General features: G+C 33.9%; 18 protein-coding genes. 2 read left to right on the forward strand and 16 right to left on the reverse strand.

Features of this window, described 5'->3' with window-relative positions:
* Positions 1-75: 75 nt before the first annotated feature.
* Complete coding sequence (locus NAT51_RS06145) at positions 76-1,152, forward strand: putative type IX sorting system protein PorV2 (RefSeq protein WP_449536215.1); 1,077 nt, start codon at positions 76-78, stop codon at positions 1,150-1,152.
* Positions 1,153-1,186: 34 nt separating this feature from the next.
* Complete coding sequence (locus NAT51_RS06150; protein ID WP_250596581.1) at positions 1,187-2,290, forward strand: lipoprotein N-acyltransferase Lnb domain-containing protein; 1,104 nt, start codon at positions 1,187-1,189, stop codon at positions 2,288-2,290.
* Between the two features lie 11 nt (positions 2,291-2,301).
* Here the strand turns inward: NAT51_RS06150 and NAT51_RS06155 are convergent, their stop codons facing one another.
* The 16 genes from NAT51_RS06155 to NAT51_RS06230 form a co-directional block, all read right to left on the reverse strand.
* Complete coding sequence (locus NAT51_RS06155) at positions 2,302-3,690, reverse strand: exopolysaccharide biosynthesis polyprenyl glycosylphosphotransferase (RefSeq protein ID WP_250596588.1); 1,389 nt, start codon at positions 3,688-3,690, stop codon at positions 2,302-2,304.
* Positions 3,691-3,781: 91 nt separating this feature from the next.
* Complete coding sequence (locus NAT51_RS06160; protein ID WP_250596590.1) at positions 3,782-4,789, reverse strand: glycosyltransferase family 4 protein; 1,008 nt, start codon at positions 4,787-4,789, stop codon at positions 3,782-3,784.
* A complete protein-coding gene (locus NAT51_RS06165) occupies positions 4,740-6,116 on the reverse strand; it encodes an O-antigen ligase family protein (protein ID WP_250596592.1) in 1,377 nt (458 codons plus the stop codon). Before NAT51_RS06165 ends, NAT51_RS06160 begins: the two co-directional genes overlap by 50 nt.
* A gap of 2 nt (positions 6,117-6,118) precedes the next feature.
* The gene (locus tag NAT51_RS19740) at positions 6,119-7,192 is read right to left on the reverse strand and encodes a glycosyltransferase (RefSeq protein ID WP_250596594.1); all 1,074 of its coding nucleotides are present in this window, start codon (positions 7,190-7,192) and stop codon (positions 6,119-6,121) included.
* A gap of 3 nt (positions 7,193-7,195) precedes the next feature.
* A complete protein-coding gene (locus NAT51_RS06175; RefSeq protein ID WP_250596596.1) occupies positions 7,196-8,314 on the reverse strand; it encodes a glycosyltransferase family 4 protein in 1,119 nt (372 codons plus the stop codon).
* Positions 8,314-8,868, reverse strand: a complete 555-nt coding sequence (locus NAT51_RS06180) for a serine O-acetyltransferase (protein ID WP_250596597.1) — start codon at positions 8,866-8,868, stop codon at positions 8,314-8,316. The genes NAT51_RS06175 and NAT51_RS06180 overlap by 1 nt, the downstream gene beginning before the upstream one ends.
* Positions 8,868-10,010, reverse strand: coding sequence for a glycosyltransferase family 4 protein (locus tag NAT51_RS06185; protein ID WP_250596599.1), 1,143 nt, complete (start codon positions 10,008-10,010; stop codon positions 8,868-8,870). The genes NAT51_RS06180 and NAT51_RS06185 overlap by 1 nt, the downstream gene beginning before the upstream one ends.
* A complete protein-coding gene (locus NAT51_RS06190; RefSeq protein ID WP_250596607.1) occupies positions 9,992-11,410 on the reverse strand; it encodes a hypothetical protein in 1,419 nt (472 codons plus the stop codon). Before NAT51_RS06190 ends, NAT51_RS06185 begins: the two co-directional genes overlap by 19 nt.
* Before the next feature lies 1 nt (position 11,411).
* On the reverse strand, positions 11,412-12,155 hold the full coding sequence (locus tag NAT51_RS06195) for a class I SAM-dependent methyltransferase (RefSeq protein WP_250596609.1): 744 nt from the start codon (positions 12,153-12,155) through the stop codon (positions 11,412-11,414).
* Positions 12,156-12,158: 3 nt separating this feature from the next.
* Entirely contained in the window at positions 12,159-12,980 is an 822-nt protein-coding gene (locus NAT51_RS06200; protein WP_250596611.1) for a hypothetical protein, read from the reverse strand.
* 53 nt (positions 12,981-13,033) lie between these two features.
* Positions 13,034-13,912 carry a hypothetical protein gene (locus tag NAT51_RS06205; protein ID WP_250596614.1) on the reverse strand — a complete coding sequence of 293 codons (879 nt, stop codon included), beginning with the start codon at positions 13,910-13,912 and terminating at the stop codon, positions 13,034-13,036.
* Entirely contained in the window at positions 13,912-15,345 is a 1,434-nt protein-coding gene (locus NAT51_RS06210) for an MBOAT family O-acyltransferase (RefSeq protein WP_250596615.1), read from the reverse strand. Before NAT51_RS06210 ends, NAT51_RS06205 begins: the two co-directional genes overlap by 1 nt.
* 97 nt (positions 15,346-15,442) lie before the next feature.
* Positions 15,443-16,390: an NAD(P)-dependent oxidoreductase gene (locus NAT51_RS06215; RefSeq protein ID WP_250596617.1), complete on the reverse strand. Its 948-nt coding sequence runs from the start codon at positions 16,388-16,390 to the stop codon at positions 15,443-15,445.
* Positions 16,371-17,069: an acylneuraminate cytidylyltransferase family protein gene (locus NAT51_RS06220; RefSeq protein WP_250596619.1), complete on the reverse strand. Its 699-nt coding sequence runs from the start codon at positions 17,067-17,069 to the stop codon at positions 16,371-16,373. The genes NAT51_RS06215 and NAT51_RS06220 overlap by 20 nt, the downstream gene beginning before the upstream one ends.
* Positions 17,069-18,229 carry a UDP-N-acetylglucosamine 2-epimerase gene (gene neuC / locus NAT51_RS06225; RefSeq protein WP_250596621.1) on the reverse strand — a complete coding sequence of 387 codons (1,161 nt, stop codon included), beginning with the start codon at positions 18,227-18,229 and terminating at the stop codon, positions 17,069-17,071. The genes NAT51_RS06220 and neuC overlap by 1 nt, the downstream gene beginning before the upstream one ends.
* Positions 18,211-19,230: an N-acetylneuraminate synthase family protein gene (locus tag NAT51_RS06230; RefSeq protein WP_250596627.1), complete on the reverse strand. Its 1,020-nt coding sequence runs from the start codon at positions 19,228-19,230 to the stop codon at positions 18,211-18,213. Before NAT51_RS06230 ends, neuC begins: the two co-directional genes overlap by 19 nt.
* Positions 19,231-19,232: the final 2 nt, after the last annotated feature.

The raw sequence follows: 19,232 nt of genomic DNA on the forward strand, positions 1-19,232 counted from the left end.
TTAACACAATAACTTTATAAGTTGTTGAGTTTATTATATCAGATTTTTATTTCATCTTTGCCAAAACGTTTTCCTTTGAAAAAAAGTATCCTTATAACGCTATTAATGATAGGTTTTGCCTTAAATGCGCAAACAATCCGAAAGTATTCCAATGAATTTATGAATATTGGTGTGGATGCGCGTGCCTTCGGTATGTCTAACGCAATGGTATCCCATACCGGCGATGTCAATTCCGGCTATTGGAATCCGACAGGCTTATTGAAAATAGAAGATCACGAAGGAGCTTTAATGCATGCCAATTATTTTGCGAACATTGCCCAATATGATTACATTGCTTATGCTAAAAAAATAGACGACCGGAGTGCCTGGGGATTATCTGTCATCCGATTTGGCGTTGATGACATCTTGAATACAACCCAATTAATCGATGCAGACGGCAATATCGATTACAATCGTATCAGCTTGTTTTCAACTGCCGACTATGGTGTAACCTTCTCATATGCAAGGAAATTACCGGTTCAAAACTTCCAGTACGGCGTAAATGCAAAAGTTATCCGAAGAGTTATCGGTGAATTTGCCAGCTCATGGGGATTTGGGTTCGACTTCGGAATGCAATATGAAAAAAACAACTGGCAATTCGGTTTGATGGTACGCGATATCACTACAACCTACAACATCTGGAACATCAACGAAGAAGAATTCAAAAAAATCCAGGATGCACAAACCGAAGATCCGATACAAAATCAGGATTTACCCGAAAGCAGCGAAATCACTTTACCAAAAGCCCAATTGGGAGCTTCAAAAAAATTCGAATTTCACAATGACATGAGCCTTTTGGCTGCTGCCAATCTGAATATGCAATTCCAGCAAACCAATGATATTATTTCAACGAATCTTGTCAGTATATCACCGGCAGTTGGATTTGAATGGGGATACAACAATTTAGCATTTGTGAGGCTTGGCGCGGGTAATTTCCAAAAAACATTACAGCTTGAAGGAGGCGAAAAAACAAGCTTCCAGCCAAACATCGGACTTGGTTTCCAATACAAAGGGATTTCTGTAGATTATGCATTGACCGATTTAGGAAATCAAAGTTCAGCTTTATATTCGAACGTATTTTCACTGAAGGTGGACTTATCCATTTTCAGATAATTGAGTAAAAACAGTGACCGAAAAGACTTTTAAAATGGAAAAAACAATTATCCGTATTCTTTTTTTATTACTTCCTTTTTTTGCTTTCCCCCAATTCAACCCCATCACACAACAAACAAAAATCAGCATCCTAACTGTAGATGTTGCCAATGAATCACATACTTTATATGGCCATACAGCCATCAGGGTAAAAGATGAAACAAATAATTTCGATTATGTATGGAATTACGGAATGTTTGATTTCAGAACCGAAAATTTCATTTTAAAATTCATAAAAGGTGACTTGCAATACTATGCGGCTGCTTATCCATATGCTGATTTCGAATATAGCTACCAGGAAGAAAACAGAAGTATATATGAGCAGGTTTTAAATATTTCTTTTGAAGAGAAACAAAAGTTATTCGGCTTATTAAGCAAATCTGTATTTTCCGAAGACAAATTTTACACTTATAAATTTATCGATAGGAATTGTACAACCAAAGCAATCGATATTATAAACGAAGCCCTCGAAAAAAAACCAATTCAAAACACTTTACATAAAGACGAGAGCTACCGTTCTGTTTTATTTCCTTATCAGAAAGATCAGTTCTGGATGAATTTCGGAATTAACATCATTTTTGGCCATAGACCGGATGAGGAAGCTAAGGTTTTATTTCTGCCTACAGATTTGATGAAAGTATTGGAAAATACACAGTACAAAGGAAAGTCTTTGGCACCAAAACCGGAAACGCTGTACAAAGCCTCTGAAATTGAAATAGAATTTGATTTCCTCAACAGCATTTATCCCTTACTATTAATTTTAGCAGTTTTTGTGATTGCGAACCAGAAATTCACCAATACAATCTATTTCGGGATTTTAGGATTAATCGGATTACTGTTTACCCTTATTGGATTCTATTCTTTACACCGGGAAGTATTATGGAATTATAATGTTTTACTATTCAATCCACTAAATTTGTTTCTGATGTATTTCACCATCAAAAACAACGTTAATTGGATCAAAAAAACAAGTCTGACATGTTTACCCCTTTTAGGGATTTATTTGGTTTACATGCTAAATAAAGTGCATTTTTGGATGGTTTTACCAATTATTATCACTTCAGCAATTCAACTAGTAAGACTATATAGACAGAAGTAATATTTTTTTGGTTACTGCCCCCTGTAAAACAACACCGTACTTATTGTTTTAACCATAATATTGAGATCCAGAAATAAACTGCGGTGTTTAATGTAATACAAATCATATTGCAGTTTAATCAAACTATCCTGTAATGTTTCCCCGTAGGAATAATTAACCTGTGCCCATCCAGTTAAACCTGGTTTCACAACATGCCGGGTTTCATAAAAAGGCATCATTGCAGCAATTTCCTTAACAAAAACAGGACGCTCAGGTCTTGGCCCTATTATTGCCATATCTCCTTTGAGCACATTAATAAATTGAGGCACTTCATCAAGTCTTGATTTTCTTAAAATCTTTCCGAATGCTGTTACCCTGACATCATTTGATGTAGCAAATACGGCGCCGTTTTTTTCGGCATCTTTTACCATCGAACGGAGTTTATAAATCTTGAATGCTTTTCCGTTTTTACCAACACGCTCTTGTGTATACAACAAAGAGCCTCGGTTACCCAATAAATTTCCAAGTAAAATAACAGGCGAAATTAGTAAACCGATGGTTAGCCCAAGCAGCGACAATGCAATTTCAACTGAACGTACAAAAATTAAATACAATTTATTCTGATTACTTCTTGAAAAAGGGAAATATTTATAAAAATCCTGCGCCACATATTGCACCGGAATACGATGAGTAATACTTTCATATACTTGTGTATACTCACGGATTGATATACCGTTTTCCAATAATTTTATTAGAACATTATACAAATCAACTGTAATATTTTCAGTTTTTTGCGAAGCTATCACAATCTCGGAAACATAGTTATTTTGAAGATAATCCTCTAAATCTTTCAACTCGATGGTATCAACATCTTTAAATTTCATCGTATGTGCCGCACTGAGGTTTATAAAACCAACCACTTTAAAATGCGGGTCGGTTTTCTGGAGGCTCATAGCCAATTCAGGGAGTTCATTTTGATGACAGATGAAAATTGCACGCTTCCAAAATCGGTTAGATGCAATAAATTTCACATAAATCATACGCCAAAAAAGCAATGAACTGAATATCGAGAGATAAAAAAGGAAGATTTGTAAACGGTTTTCAGGTAAAGCCGGTGTGATTTTTGGAGTAAGAAGGTAAACTAAAACAGTCAATGAGGTAGTTAACACCGTACTCTTTATAATTTGATACTGATTACTCGCTACCTGAAGGTTATACATTTCGAATACTGTTCCAAAAAACAACAAGTAAAGAGACAAAACCAAAGTCCAGTAATAATTTACAGGAGAAATCGTAAAATAATGAAAATCAAACAATGACCCTACTATATGCAAAAACATGAGAACAAAAAGAATGTCCACTACACGGAGTAATATCTTCCGTTCCGAAACTTCAAAATGTATTTGATGATTTGCTGTCATGGCATTACTTGTCCGCTGGTCTAAATTAAGGATTTTTTTAACAGAAACAGGACTTTTAAACGCAAATAATAGGCACTATAGTATTTAAAATTTAAGACAAAATCTCAATCCACTGGTTCTTAACCACTTTCCAATCCCATAATTCAGCTTTCTTTCTGGCATTACTTGCAATTATTCTTACAGAAGAATCTTGCATCAGTAATTCAATAGCCTGTTCCATCGCATACGCATCATTATCCTGAACTAATAATGCAGTCTCCTTGCTTTCCAGCAAAAAAGGAATACCTCCGACATTCGTAGATATTACAGGTAATCCCAGAGCCATAGCTTCCATAATACTTACCGGAGTGTTATCAAAATGGGTTGTATTGATGAAAATATTAAAATCTTCTGAAAGAGAAACCCATTCCTGTTTGGATAAACGTCCTGTAAAAGTAACTATTAAATCCAAGGACTCTGCATATGAGCGTGTGCTAATCAAAGAACCGTCTTTATCCGGCCCAACCATACACAATTCTGCGTCAGGGTATTTTTTTTTAATACTCTGAAACACATCAACAGCCATCTTTGGATTATAAATTTCAGAGAAAGCCCTTACCCATAACAATTTAGGAGAATTAAAATCCCTTTCAAGAAATTTGTAATTGCTTATTTCTATTGAATTAGGAATATGACAAACATTGGTAAATCCAAATTTTACAAATACCGATTGAAGATATTCAGAAGGTGCTACATTTCTATAAGCATTCTTAAAAATCAATTTTGACAAATATGGGTTTTTATCGAGTCTTCCAGGCAAGTTCCCTCCATGAAGTATCGGAATGTATGTCAATCTAAGCAAACGGCATAATTGACTGACAAAAAAAGCATACCAAAAGGCCGAAGTACTATAGGTATCAATCAAAACCATTGACACTTGCTTCCTGTGACGAACCACACTCCAGCACATATCAAACAATCTGAACAACAGATTTCTTTTAGCAGAAGCATAAAAAACACCAAAACCTTCTCCTTCAAGAGCTAATCCCAGCGTTTCGACTGTCGTTGCATTAAGCCCCTTCCCCGACAGCTTGTTCCCTATGTAGAGCAGGTTTTTCAATAGTATAAACTTTTAATAAAGATAAGGCATAAATAAAAGCCGGTGCTGCAATACGCATGGCGGCATGATTAATAGTAAGCAACCAGAAAATCACAAATGGAATCACAAAAACATTCATCCTGTTGTTAAACGCAAGAAAAAGCGGAGTAAAAAACAGAATTAGTAAATCAAAAATCCCAAACATCCCGTGTTCTGCCAGCATTCGTGAGATTTCATTATGAGAAGCTGCTTCAATACCGGTGGTTTCCTGCCGGTACTCTCTGTTTTTACCTACACCAATCCCTAAAATGGGATTATCCATAAACATTTTAAACTCTGATTCGATAAGTTTCTCCCTTCCTGTCAATTTACTTGCTTTAACTCTCCCTCTCGCATCCTGATTAGCATAACGCTTATCTATTAACCCTCCGGTTTGTATAGAGCTGTATGTCCAAATTCCAACTAATATGAAACTCATTAAAAAGACAAATTTTAAAATAGTCATTTTAGCCTTTGTCTTGGTGTTCAAAAAAAGAATAGTCATCAAAACCAAAATCATCACACCTCCTGCAATCACTCCTCCCCTTGAAAAAGTAACAATTCCCCTGAAAACAATAACAATCAGCAGAATAACATCTATAATTTTATTTTTTTTCGAATCTGAAAAGAGTACCAATTTGGTAAAAAAAAGAAAAATTCCTAATCCTAATATGGTTGACATTTGGTTAGGTCCATATCCTCCAGAAGTTGCAAAATTTGACTCTGTATTAGTCACAACTTCTTTGATATTAGGTGTATACAAAAACAAATAAACAACAATGCAAATAATAGGAAAAGAAGCACTGTGAATGATATTGACCATTTCTTTTAAAGAAATTCTCCTGCCATAACAATAAATAGCCGAGAATGCCAAAGTCAATGGGCCGATAATATTGAACGTGATAGCCTTTCTGATATCGGTATCAAAATTAAGCGTAAAAACGCCGAGAATGATTCCCGGAATCAGAAAAATCAAAAAAACGATATAAGGTGTAGCAGGCTTCGTAACTCCCGTAAATAATATCCCAAGGAGCAAAACCCCAATGATTCCAAACTTAGCATATTGTTCAATAAAGTTTCCTTCTGTCATCCTTAAAAAAACCTCAACGCCCGTAAGATAAGCTGCCACATAAAGTGCTTCGTTGTTTTTATTTTTGGTTTTCACGACAATAAAAAAACCAATTGCTAAAATCAGTAATGCAAAAATTTTTGCCAAAACCGGCAGTAAAAAAACAACAACTCCTATCGCCACATGCAATAAAACAAGTGTGAGATAAGAAATTTGTCTTCCTCTAGATTTTGACTCCATACTTAAACTGATTTATAAAAATGTATTGCTTTCTGAATAATTGCTTCTCCTGAAAAATTTTGATAAACATAAGACTTTAAATTTGAAGAATAAAATACTCGCAGAGCTTCGTCTTCAGTTAATTTCTGCAATTCTACGGCTAATTGAGAAGCATCATGGGGTTGAAACAGCAAACCGTTTTTCCCATCAAGAATAATCTCCGGACATTGTCCTACATTGGAACTGATTACTGCTAAACCTGACTGTCCGTACTCAAGCAACACAACAGGAAAGCCTTCAAAGGTTGAAGCCAAAACCCCTATTGTTGTCTGCGATAAAACTGAATAAACATCATTTTGCGCTCCATAAAGAAAAACCTCATTTTCTAAATTATTGTTTCTTATGAACTCTTTTATGTTTTCTGAATATGGATCATTATTGTCTTTACCTATAAGATGCAATGTCCATCCTTTTTCTGAAACACCTGATTTATAAAATCCTTCCAACAGTACCATGTGGTTTTTAGGATTTCTTAAATTAGAAAGGCAAACAATTCTTTTCCCTTCAATTCCTTTTAAAACAACCTTTCTTTCATGTGACAAATTATTAACGGTAAAATTGGGAAGGTAAACATGATTTGAACCAAAAAGATTTTTTTTTGCCCATTGCAGCAGTTCATTATTACAGGCAATCACACCATTAAAAAATATAGAAGCTGTTTTAATATACAAATTGTTAGACAAACTATCCTTAACCCGGTCACCATAATGATCATGCCAGATCAACTTTATCCTGAAATAAATCAATTTCACTAATACACCAATAAAAAAAGAGCTTCCATGGGTGTGAATCACTTCAATTTTATTTTCCGAAAGAAATTTACGCAGCTTTAAAATCGCTTTAAAATCAAAAGTCCCTTTTCGTTTCAAATTCAGAAAATGAACATCCGGTTCAATTTGGTTTTTTAGTACTCCTTCATCACGGGTAACAACCAAACCTGAAAATTCAATTTCATCCTTTAGGCAGTTTGCATAATTTAACGCCATTCTTTCTGCTCCACCGGCATCTAAACTATCTATGATTTGTACTACTTTCACGATTTACATTACTAATTTTGCGATTTCACTTTCGAAATAATCAATCGTATATTTTCTGGACCATTGCAAAGCATTTTGGCTCATCAAATCACATTTTCCTTCATTATTCAATAAGGCAACAACCGATTGAACATCTTCATGAATATCCAATGTTAAAATAATACCCCTATTTCCGTTATCCAACATATAAGACACACAAGAAACTGCAGTTGACAATGGTATGCTTCCCCAGAACATAGCTTCAGCTATCACTTTCGGCCATCCTTCACTTTTGGAAGGTAGTATCAGAAAATGACTGTTTTTGTATAATTCTTTAACTACTGTCTGCTCTTGGTTACCATGTAAGGTAATATATTTGCTCAGGTTATTTTCCAAACAATATTGAACAATTGCATCCTTTTCATTTCCTTCACCCAACACATCTAAATGAGCATCATAACCTCTCTTATGTAATTCTTCAACTATTTTCACAGCATACAAAGGTCTTTTCCCTGCTGTCAACATACCTACGAACAAAAAATTGATTCGTCCGTCAAATTTTCGCTCAAAAACAGGAGTTTTTTTATCACTTTCTGAATAGGTTGCCGTGAAAAAAGGTTTTATGTTATCGGACTGATTTACCCACTCGCCATACACCAATACCTGCATGTTATGTGTCAAAAATGTGTTGGATAATATTTTCCGTTGCAGTTTGTAAGTCCATGGTTGTTGTGCTTTCGGATCCCAGTTCCCAGCATATTTGGCTGTCTTTTTCTTCCAAGGAAAGAAGATCTGGACGATACTGGCTAATAAGCCTACATTTCCGGGACATCTCAGATGAATATGATCCGCCCAAATCATGGCCCTGAAAAGAATCAGTAAATTAAAAGGAATTTGAATCAATGCTTTCAATATGGCTTTGAAAGATGTAATATCGAAATCGGACAAGCAGAAATTTTTATGGAAAGAGAAAGGGATTTCCGACACCAACAGTCCTCTTTCATTATGCCATTGCGGGCAACAAAAAGCAATCTCACCGGCATGATTTGCCCACATCTTCATTTCTTTCACATAAGGACTATAAGCAAAATACCCCTTTTGCTTTTGAATAATGGGCGCGTTCGAAACAATCAGAAACTTCATTAAATATAACCTTTAGACCCTTTTTCAGAAATTTTTACTGCCGGATTACCCAACATCACACTATGAGCTTCAACATCTGTATTTATAAAAGAACAAGCACCTATGAGTACACCATCTCCTACTCTTATTTTGCCGGCTATAACAGCATTTACCGCTATATAAACATTATCTCCAATAACAGGCACACCTCTTTTTTCTCCTATACCGGAAACTCCAATGGTTACACCTTGCGAAATATTGCAGTTATTCCCTATTTTAGAATTTGCATTTAAAATTATTCCCCCAAAATGCCCAATATAAAAAGAGTGTCCAATCATTGCCGAAGCTGGAATCGAAATACCTGCAAAAACTTCAATTGCCTTCTGCCAACATAAAGTCAACAGCAAAATAACCTGACGGACAACCGGAATTTTCACGTTCGAAAAGAAAAAATGTGCTATCCTGTATTGAAAAACTGCCCAAAACCCTTGGGTTAAAAATAATATTGAAAAGAAATTCCCACCGTATTTTTTATACTTCCTGTAATCAGATGCTATTAATTGAAATACACTCACTATACAATACTTTTATAAAACTGAAGATTTTCCAGTACCAATTTAGACAATTCGAAACGATTTAAAACGCTTTTTCTTGCCTCTTCACCAATTTGTACTATTTTTTCTTCATTTTTTAAAGCCCAAATAAGCTTTTCAGCAATATCATTTGGATCCAGAGGATTGCAAAGCAAACCGTTTTCTCCATGACGGATTACTTCCGGCCCGGGTCCTTTTTCAGTAAATATTACCATTTTCCCAACTGCCATAGCTTCCGGCGCCACTAATCCAAGTGTTTCTATATGAGATGGAAAAACACACAATTTAGCTTTGGCATATACAAAAGGAATCTCACCATACTCCTTTGCGCCGTGAAAAACCACATCAGTATCAAAAGGAACAATTGTTGGCAATACTTCTTTCTTTAACATTTCCATATAAGAACTTCCATCCGGAAAAAACCAGTCACGTCCATAAATATTAAGACGCATATCCGGGAATTCTTTTTTAACAATTCCGAAGGCCTGAATTAATTGACGTACTCCTTTCTTTTCACATACAGATCCCGCAAAAGTTATGTTAGTGGCTTCTATGCCAACATCTTTAGGTGAAAAAACCGATAAATTAACCGGATTGAAAATAACCTGTAGAGGTTTTCCGTAGTAATCCAAATACTTAGCTGTGTGGTTTTTTACATAATCGGAAACAGCAATAAAAGCATCAGCGTGAGCGAAAGAACGCTTTTCCTGAAAGCCTTTCCACCAGTTAATCCCTCTATTTTCTCCTTCTGCAAAAAAATGATGTCCTCCATGTAAACGGATCAGGTACTTTATACCCTTTATTTTAGGGATAAATGCCAGATCCAGTTCAGGTGATTCCAGGATATGGATTGAATTTTCAGCATGAATCTCTTTTATTTTTTTTGTGAGAGCCTGTGAATTCAACAACCATGAGATCCCTTTTGAGCGGTTACGCCTGATTCTGTGAATTGCGACTCCGTTTTCGACCGAAAACTCATCCATCAAAGTATAATTGAGTCCCACAACACTAACTTTTACATTAGCATTAACCAAAGCTTCGGCCATGGTCTTCACAAAACTTCCCAAGCCTCCATGCGGAAAACCTGATTTTGGATATTCATGTGTTAAGAAGCAGATGTGCATAAATTTGCTATTAGGTTGGCTATTTCTTTTGAATTACCTTCAAGCGGGTGCTTAATTATTTTTTCCAGCCACAAATTTCTCTCGACTGCTATTTCATCAGGATTATTAATACATTTAAAAACTTTATCGATAAACTCTTCTTTACTGTTAACCCACCCAACAGCATTTAATCCATCCATACTTTTGAAATGCTGAAACTCATAAATATCCTCTACTTTCCAATCACTATTTCTGACCGGATTATAGTTTAAATAAAGACAAGGCTTGTTAAAAACAGCAAAGTCATGAGCCATTGTACTTCCCAGGTTTATCACCAGATCACTGTGTAAACAAGTATTCACCAACAAATAAACGTCGTTAAGAGATGGATAAATCAAACTAAAGGATTGCTTGTCTGTCTCTTTTTCAACTCTCCAGTCAGGTTTAATTTCAACAATTAGTTCTTTATGATCATCCAAAACCTGATCGAATCTGTCTGAAAAATCGACAGGACATCTTCTGAAAAGTATTTGAGGACGTTCTTCTTCCTTCAAAGTTAAGATTTGTTCACATAAATCCCTTAGATATACCTGATCAAATGGTGAAGATGAAATATCATCACCTGAAAAGCATATTGTTTTTTTACTTGTATTTAAGCCATACTTGTTGAAAAAATCATCTTTAGACAATTTATATTCAGACTTAAAATAAAATTCAAATTGTGGAGAACCGACAACAAATACGCTGGCTTCATTTATTTCCGGGTACAAAAAACAAAGGTCCTTTTTCATTAAATCTGACCAAACCAAATAACTATCAGGTCTTGAAATTAATCTCCCTTTTGGAATATTATCCCATGAAAAAATGAAAGTTGCTGTTTTCATGTTCAATTCTTTGGCAGCACTCATTATGGGCGCTGTAATTGAAGCCCTTTGATGCAAATTAATCACGATATCAGGATTAATTTGTTGAAGCTCATTTTTAGCTTTTTGATAAGATCCGGATTTTTTTATTTCGGCCTCATACTTATTTTCAAGAAATCTCAATACGGAATACCATTTTGAAAAAAACCTTCCGAAAAAAACAGCACTACCATATAAAGCTTTTTGCTTAAATGTTTTTGGCTTGATTATCCAAAATTTTAATATAGAAGGATTCTTTAATTTTCTGCTAAAATATTTCAATCTTCCATAAGCTGAAGATTCCCTTAAAAATCTCGGAATGGCTTTTTCTGTAAAATCAGGAATTTCATAAAATTCAATTTCATCATTGATTTTCCTTATTTCATTTATGGCATTTTTGGAGATTTTGTGATATAAGCATATCTCTGCATTTCTGTTAATTAGTTCCTTTGTTAATTCTGAATACAAATAATTCCTCACCCCAACTCCATCAGGCACTAACATCAAAATCTTCATCAAACTATTTCTTTATTTTTATGTGAACAATCTTCCAAGGCAACATCAAACAACCTTTAAACTGCATTCCTTCGACTATTCTTGTTGCTATGTTAGCTCCTGCGATTTCTTTATGTTCGTTGTAATGTTTCATAATTTTTTCTGCATCATAAACATCATCATAAACAAACATTTCGCCTACATCTCCGATACATTCCTTTACAAAATCCTTTGTATAAATATTCACATACATAAAATCTTCCGGCTCTCCTAATTCATTAAACTTGTCTGATAATGCTTTTTTTGTAATCAATACTTCATCACCTATCAGCATACGAATAAAAACATCACCTTTTGATACTCTTATCAGCTCATTAATGGCTTTTTTAATATTTGGAATATGCGGTATTGTGTTTGAACAAATTGAAACTTCAAAAGTTTTATCATCAAGTTTTAAATCTCTGATATCCCCTACTTCAAACTTATAGTTTTGGTTTGCCGAGAAAATTTCATTTGCATCGTCAATATGCTGCTGTGTTATATCAATACCTAAATATTTAAACTGTGAATTTAGCTTTTTTTCCAAACTAAGGATAAAATGACCTGTTCCACAACCTACATCCAGAATACTATCATAACTTTCCGATTTACTTTCAACCACTGATGCAATCTGTTTAGCAGCTTCCATTTCATCTTTAAGCCCTTTTGCCCTATCTCTTAACTCTTTATGATAATAATCCCTTTTAGTCCAATAATTCCATCCTGACATAACTTATTCCTTTTTTATACTTTTTAATACCATTTCTTTTGTAAATATTCTTGCTCCTTCATAATTCAAATGTCCGCCGTCAAAAAAATACTTATCGGCGATGAATTCTGAAAAATCAATGAGTTCAGGATATTTACTTTTTAATTTATGAATATAATTCAAATTTATTGTGTTTGATTTAAACGGGGCACAAAACAATTTCAATTCGATACCTGTTTTCTTACATAAGTTTTGTATTCTGCTTATCGATTTATTAGATTTCGATACATACTCCGGGAGCACTTCTATTTTATCATTATTACCATATTTAGGAATAAATCCATTGGCATAATCTATTTTCGATTTTTTATTCAAAATTCTAAGAAACAACTCCCTGGTACCAATAACATGACTAAATTCAGTATACCTGTAAAAAGGGATATAATAGTATGCGCTATAATTTAATCCAGCTTCTCTGAAATGATCAACAATATGATCTTCTCTTACATAAGGCAAAATATTTGATTTGGTTATCATATCCTTACCGCTATTTTCATAAAAGTGATCGACTTGGAGATATAACCTTCCAATCTTATTTTTATTGTGAAGCAATATTTTTAATTCCAATAAATTATCATCGTAGTTAGCTCCTTCAATTCCTAAATTGATAGATTTTTGATTAGTAATATCATTGACCAAATCAGCATCAATATTATTAGCCACCCTGGAAGATCCTAAAAAAACGTAATCAAATTTTTTATTTTTTAATTTATAAAGATAATCAAATTTTGACCTTGGTTCAGATTTAGCATGTATAGCAGTAAACAAAACATCCAAAAAAAGCATAATAGCAATTATTGCAAGAAAAAACTTTATTAAAAATTTAAAAAACCTACGCATTACAAAATCTTCAAATCTTTTAAAACCGAGCTGGTAAACAAACGTGCCCCTTTATCATTTAAATGTCCGCAGGATGAAAAATATTCATCACCCTGAACTATGTGTTGATACATTTTAGTTTCAGGATACAATGCTTTAACTTTTTTAAAATAATCAACACCTTTCACATTAGAACAAATTGGGGTCGCAACAGAAATAAGGTTAATTTTGTTTTTCTCGCAAAGTTGTTTAATTTCTTCTAAATAACGGTTACGTAAAGGCTTTAATTTTTCAATATTATATTCCATACTACCTTTTGAAGAATTACTTAATGGATAATACCCTTTATTGTTAAGAGTATTTGTAGGTTCTTGAATCAAGGTTTTATAAAAAGCCCGAAAACCAATATTGGAATCAAATTGTATATAACGATAAAAAGGAACTGCATATAATTCATAGAAATCAGGTTCTTCTTTAAAATGCTCAGATATAATTTCAGACTGATGTAAAAAAGGCATGAATAAACTGAAGGTTTTTTCATCTCTTTTTTCATTGCTCAAATTCAAATCAGTTTCAATAATAATATTTTTTATTTTCCAGTTTCTTTCTAACATCAACTTTAAAATCAATGAAGTTTCAAACAAGTGTGAACCGCTAATTCCATAATTATACACATTAAAACCTTTATCCTCAAATACGCTTGAAGCGAAATGATTATTAGCTCTCGAGGTTCCCAATATTACCACATCATAACTTTTTGATTCCGAATTAAAAACATGCTCAATTTTGTTACGTTTATCTGATTGTGCAAAAACAGAAGTGTAAACAATATCCAATACCAAAGCAATTAAAAACAAAAGCAATGCTATCTTTCCGATAAAGATCAAAAATTTGCTCATTAAAATTGGAAATAAATAAATTCTTTATAATCTGAATAAACACCCAAAGCCATTAATGCCATAATAGCTAAAGATACTTTTATCCAACTTATTTTCCCTGATAATGGTTCAACTTTCTCTTTGTTATACCACTCAACAACAATAAAAAGCAGCACCATAACCGCTAATTCAAAATTATACCGTTCATTGCTTAAATATTGTCCTTGTATCTGAAGGCTGGTGAACATTCTTTTTATGTAATCAATTGCTTTTGTTATATTTTCAGCCCTGAAGAAAATCCAGGCAAAGCAAGTAAGCATAAAAGTAAAAATGATATTAAAAAAGACTTTAACAGTTTTAAAATCCCAATTCAATTGAATTTCATCCATATTAGATCGATTTTTATCGAGCAATAATAATGGTAAAAAATATACTGCATTCAGAAAACCCCATACAATAAATGTCCAATTTGCCCCATGCCAAAAGCCACTAACCAGAAAAATAATAAAAGTGTTCCTTACTTTCATCCACATTCCTCCTTTGCTCCCACCAAGTGGTATATACAGATAATCCCTGAACCATGAAGATAATGAAATATGCCAACGGCGCCAGAATTCAGCAATATCTCTTGAAAAATAAGGGTAATTGAAATTTTTCAGTAAATCAATCCCGAATAGTTTAGAAGTCCCCAAAGCAATATCAGAATATCCTGAAAAATCACCATAGATCTGAAATGCAAAGTATACTGCTCCCAATACTAATGACAGCGTATTCATACTTTCATAATGATCAAAAACAGCATTGGCGTAAGTAGCACAGCTATCAGCAATTACGACTTTCTTAACAAGTCCCCAAAGAATCTGATATATTCCTTCTTTTGCTTTTTCAAGATCAAATTGACGCTTGATTTTTACTTGTGGAAGTAGGTGCGTAGCTCTTTCGATGGGTCCAGCAACCAATAATGGGAAATAACTTACAAACAAAGAATAATCGATAAAATTACGTTCAGCCTGAATTCTTTTATAATAAACATCGATTACATAAGACAAACCATGAAAGGTATAAAACGAAATTCCGACAGGAAGGATCAGTTTAAGCAGAACCGGATTTGTTTCAAATCCAAAAACATGCAGAAATTCAGAAAAAGAAACGGCAAAGAAATCATAATATTTGAAAATCCCTAAGAAACCGAGATTAATTCCAATGGTTAAGATAAGCCAAAACTTGCGCTTTTGGACAGTATCGACTTTTTCCATACGCAAGGCACAAAAATAATCTAAAAGTGTCGAAAAAATCAACAAAAAAAGAAACCGCCAGTCCCAACAGGAATAAAAATAATAACTGGCTAAAATTAATACTGCATTTTGAGTAGCCTTGTTTTTATTGAAAACAAACCAATACAGTACAAACACAACAGGTAGGAAAACAGCAAAAGCTAAAGAATTGAAAAACACTTTATTGAGAATTAATTTAGTCTCTAAACATTTTTTGAGACGCCAAATATCCTCATTTAAAATGACATTAAAAAATGCTTCCTACAAAACAAAAAAATTATTTTTCAGAAGAAACCAAATTAATAAATTTTGAAACAATAAACTCTTCGGTTAAATTCATTGACTCAAAAGTAGCTCCCGCTATATGGGGTGTAATGATAATATTATCATTCCCTGACGCTAATTTTACCAAAGGATTTGAAATACGCTTTTCTCCATTTAACTCATCTTTCAAAACATCTGTGGCTAATCCTCCTATTCTATTTTGATGGATCAATTTGGCTACATAATCCTCATCCCAGATTCCTCCCCTTGATGTATTGATAAGAATTATTCCTTTCTTACAGCGACTAAGAAGTTTTTCATCCACATAATTATGATTTTCAGAATCATAGGGTATATGAATTGTAACCACATCTGAATTGAGAAACAACTCTTCAGGAGAATTTACTTTTTTATATTCTGATTCGACATTTTTAATATCAAAATATTGAATTTCCATTCCAAAAACATCTGCAAATTTAGCTACTTGTTTTCCAACTCTTCCCAAGCCTAAAATGCCAATTTTTTTATTTCTGAGATTATTCCCTTTGAAAAGATCTCTATTCCAGTATCCTTTTTTGACATGTTCAAAAGAAGAAGGAATTTTTTTAAAAAGTGTTAATAATAAAGCCCACGTATGTTCTGCAGTAGAAGGAATATTGTTCAAAAACTCAGTTTCACCCTTCAAGGAAACAACCTGTCCTCCACATTTGTTAAAGTACTCAATATCGATATGATCCAATCCGGTTGTTGGAGATAAAATATATTTCAATTTTTTTGCATGCTGCAAAACAGCCTGATCAAAATTAAATCTGAGTCTTATAAAAATCACCTCAACATCCTTAATACTTTCAATCAGGTTTTCCTTATCCTTTATATCCGAAATAACGACTTCATTATTAACAGTCAACATCTCCAATGCCTTCTGACTAAAATCTTTGGATTCAGTTATTAAAATTTTCATTTTTCCAATCTTCAAATAATACTTCCGCAATTTTTAAATCCCTGTTGTTGTCAATATTCACCAACCAATTCGGATCCATGATATAGCCTTTTTTATTTTTGACCATTAAAGTTTTTTCTCTCAGCAAAGCAGCTACTCTGACAACATAAAAACAGCCATTACGGTAATAAACAGGCTTTAAATCCTGTCTCCTTAAAGTTTCTCCATCGGCTATATAACTTTCCATATTTAATTCTTCTGACAAATTATACATCCTTGCAGGATGAATGTCATCCATTGGGATTACACTTATAACACCCTCCACATCATCATCATCATTAAACATTTGAATAATTTTATCCAAATCTGTACCTGTTCTGAGTGGTGCAGTAGGTTGCAACAATGCCACCAAATCATATTGATCATCCAAGTTATCCAAAGTATGTAATACGGCATCAACTACATTACTCTTATCATCAGCAAGTTCATTCGGTCTTTTTATTACTTTACAATTTGCAGCTAATGCAATTTCTTCAATTTCTTCATTATCTGTTGAAACTATTACATCTGTTGATAAAGCAGAATGCTTTGCGCATTCGATTGCATGTACAATAAGCGGTTTCCCTCCTAATAATTTTATGTTCTTTTTCGGAACTCCTTTTGAACCACCTCTGGCTGGTATGATAATCAAAACTTTCATCAATACTCGATTGTTTTATGAAACTTCAAGGGCAATTTCTCTAAAAGCCCGGCAATAATTTCACCGGTATTACCTCCGCCATAAACTGGTGATGATTTTCTTTCCTTATCCTGAATTTTATCCAGAATAGCATTTTTAATAGCTTCAACATCATAAGTTACATCAACAACATTAGTTCCTCTATCTCTTCTGTTTTGTCTGGAACCAATATTTACCACAGGTACTCCCAAATAAGCACATTCTCTGATTCCAACACTTGAGTTTCCTATCAAACAATCACTATTATGCAATAGATAAAGGAAATCCTTTCCTTCCATGTTCTTAAAAAAATGCACATTCGGAAGCGTATATTTTTCCCTAAATGCTCTTATTCCTGTTGATGTCCCGTCGGCTCCGGCATCAACATTTGGCCAAAACCACAATGTAGGCTTATTCAATTCATGAATTGCCTGCAAAGTAGACTCTATATGCTTCCTAGAATCCTGATATTCGTTGGTTACCGGATGCTGCATAACAACCAAATAACCTTTATCCAAATCTGGTTTAGCTCCAACACCTCCATACTTTTCGTAAGCATCAAAAGGTAGTATATTATTTTCTTCGATTACCTGTTTTGCTAAATCTATTGATGGGCAGCCTGTATTAAACACAAAATCAGGATTTTCCCCTAATTTAATTACCCGTTCCTTTGCATTTTCTGAGGCTACGAAATGATAATCCGCCAGTTTAGTAATTGAATGGCGGACTTTTTCATCTATATTTCCCGTTACTTCACCACCTTGGATGTGTGCTAAAGGAATATTCATATAAGAGGCTGCAATTGCTGTTGCCATTGTTTCGAATCTATCGGCTATGGTAACAACTATATCAGGTTTCAAATTATCAAAAACAGTTGACAATTCTAAAATTCCTATTCCTGTTGTTTTGGCTGCAGCTGTCAGATTCTCCCCTTCAAGTACATTAAAAACTTTTGCGGCTATATCAAAACCATCCTGGATAATATAATTAACTGCAGAGCCATACCTATCCAATAATGCTGAAGCTGCAACAACAAGCTGCAATTCTAATTCCGGGTGTTCTTTAATTGCAATTAATGCTGTTTTTATCCTGCTATAAGAAGGCCTTGCTGTAATTACTACTGCTATTTTTCGCTTTGCCATACTAAATCATTATCTGTAATAAAATCCCATTGCTTGAGATTTCGTGTAATTTTCTTTCCTATTATATTTTGAAATTTTGACGCTTCAATCCCATAACCTTTTGGTTTTTTAGCTTCGAGATCTTCAAATGTCAAAATATGTCCTTCTATTAAATCTTTATTGACTGCCAATGATTTTTCAAATATGTTTTTCAATCCAAGAAACCGGTCATTATCTGTCTTATTAACAGGATGCTGAATTGCACACTCTATATTCCTTATACCTTTTATCATTGATGTCACCTCATCAATAGTCAATGAAGAGGCTGAATCAGGGCCAAATTGTCTTCTGTCAAAAACCACATGAAACTCTACAATTTCTGCTCCTAAAGCTACAGCTGCAATACACGTTTCAATTTTAGCTGAGTGATCTGAAAATCCGACTTTTACATTATATCTTGCCTTTAATTCCTGAATCACATTTAACCCAAACTCCTTAGGATCAGTCGGATAAGAAGTTGTACACTGTAAAACAGAATAAGACACCCCTCTACTTTTTAAAAAAGCCGTTGTTTCATCTAATTCAGAAAAATTACTCATTCCTGACGACAATATAACCGGTTTGCCGGTTTTGGCAATTTTTTCTAAAAGCAACAGATTGTTTACTTCTCCAGAACCTATTTTGTATTTCGAAACTCCTAATTCCTCTAACCATTCAACTGCCAGATTACTGAAAGGAGAACAAAGAAATTCAAGCCCTGCTTCTTCACATTTGCTTTTTATTCCTTTCCATTGTTCTTTCGTAAATCCCATTCTGACCCAATAATCAAAACGTGTATCATCTTCTAATGAAAACTTCACCCGAAAGGGTTCGTGTTCACTACTTTCCGCCTCTGCAATATGCATTTGAAACTTAACAGCATCTACACCAATTCCTGCTAAAGCATCTATGTAGGAATACAACAAACCTAAACTCCCTTCATGTGCCTGACCTATTTCTGCAATAACATAAACTTTCCCCATAA

The sequence above is a fragment of the Flavobacterium amniphilum genome (assembly GCF_023634845.1).
GTDB lineage: Bacteria > Bacteroidota > Bacteroidia > Flavobacteriales > Flavobacteriaceae > Flavobacterium > Flavobacterium amniphilum.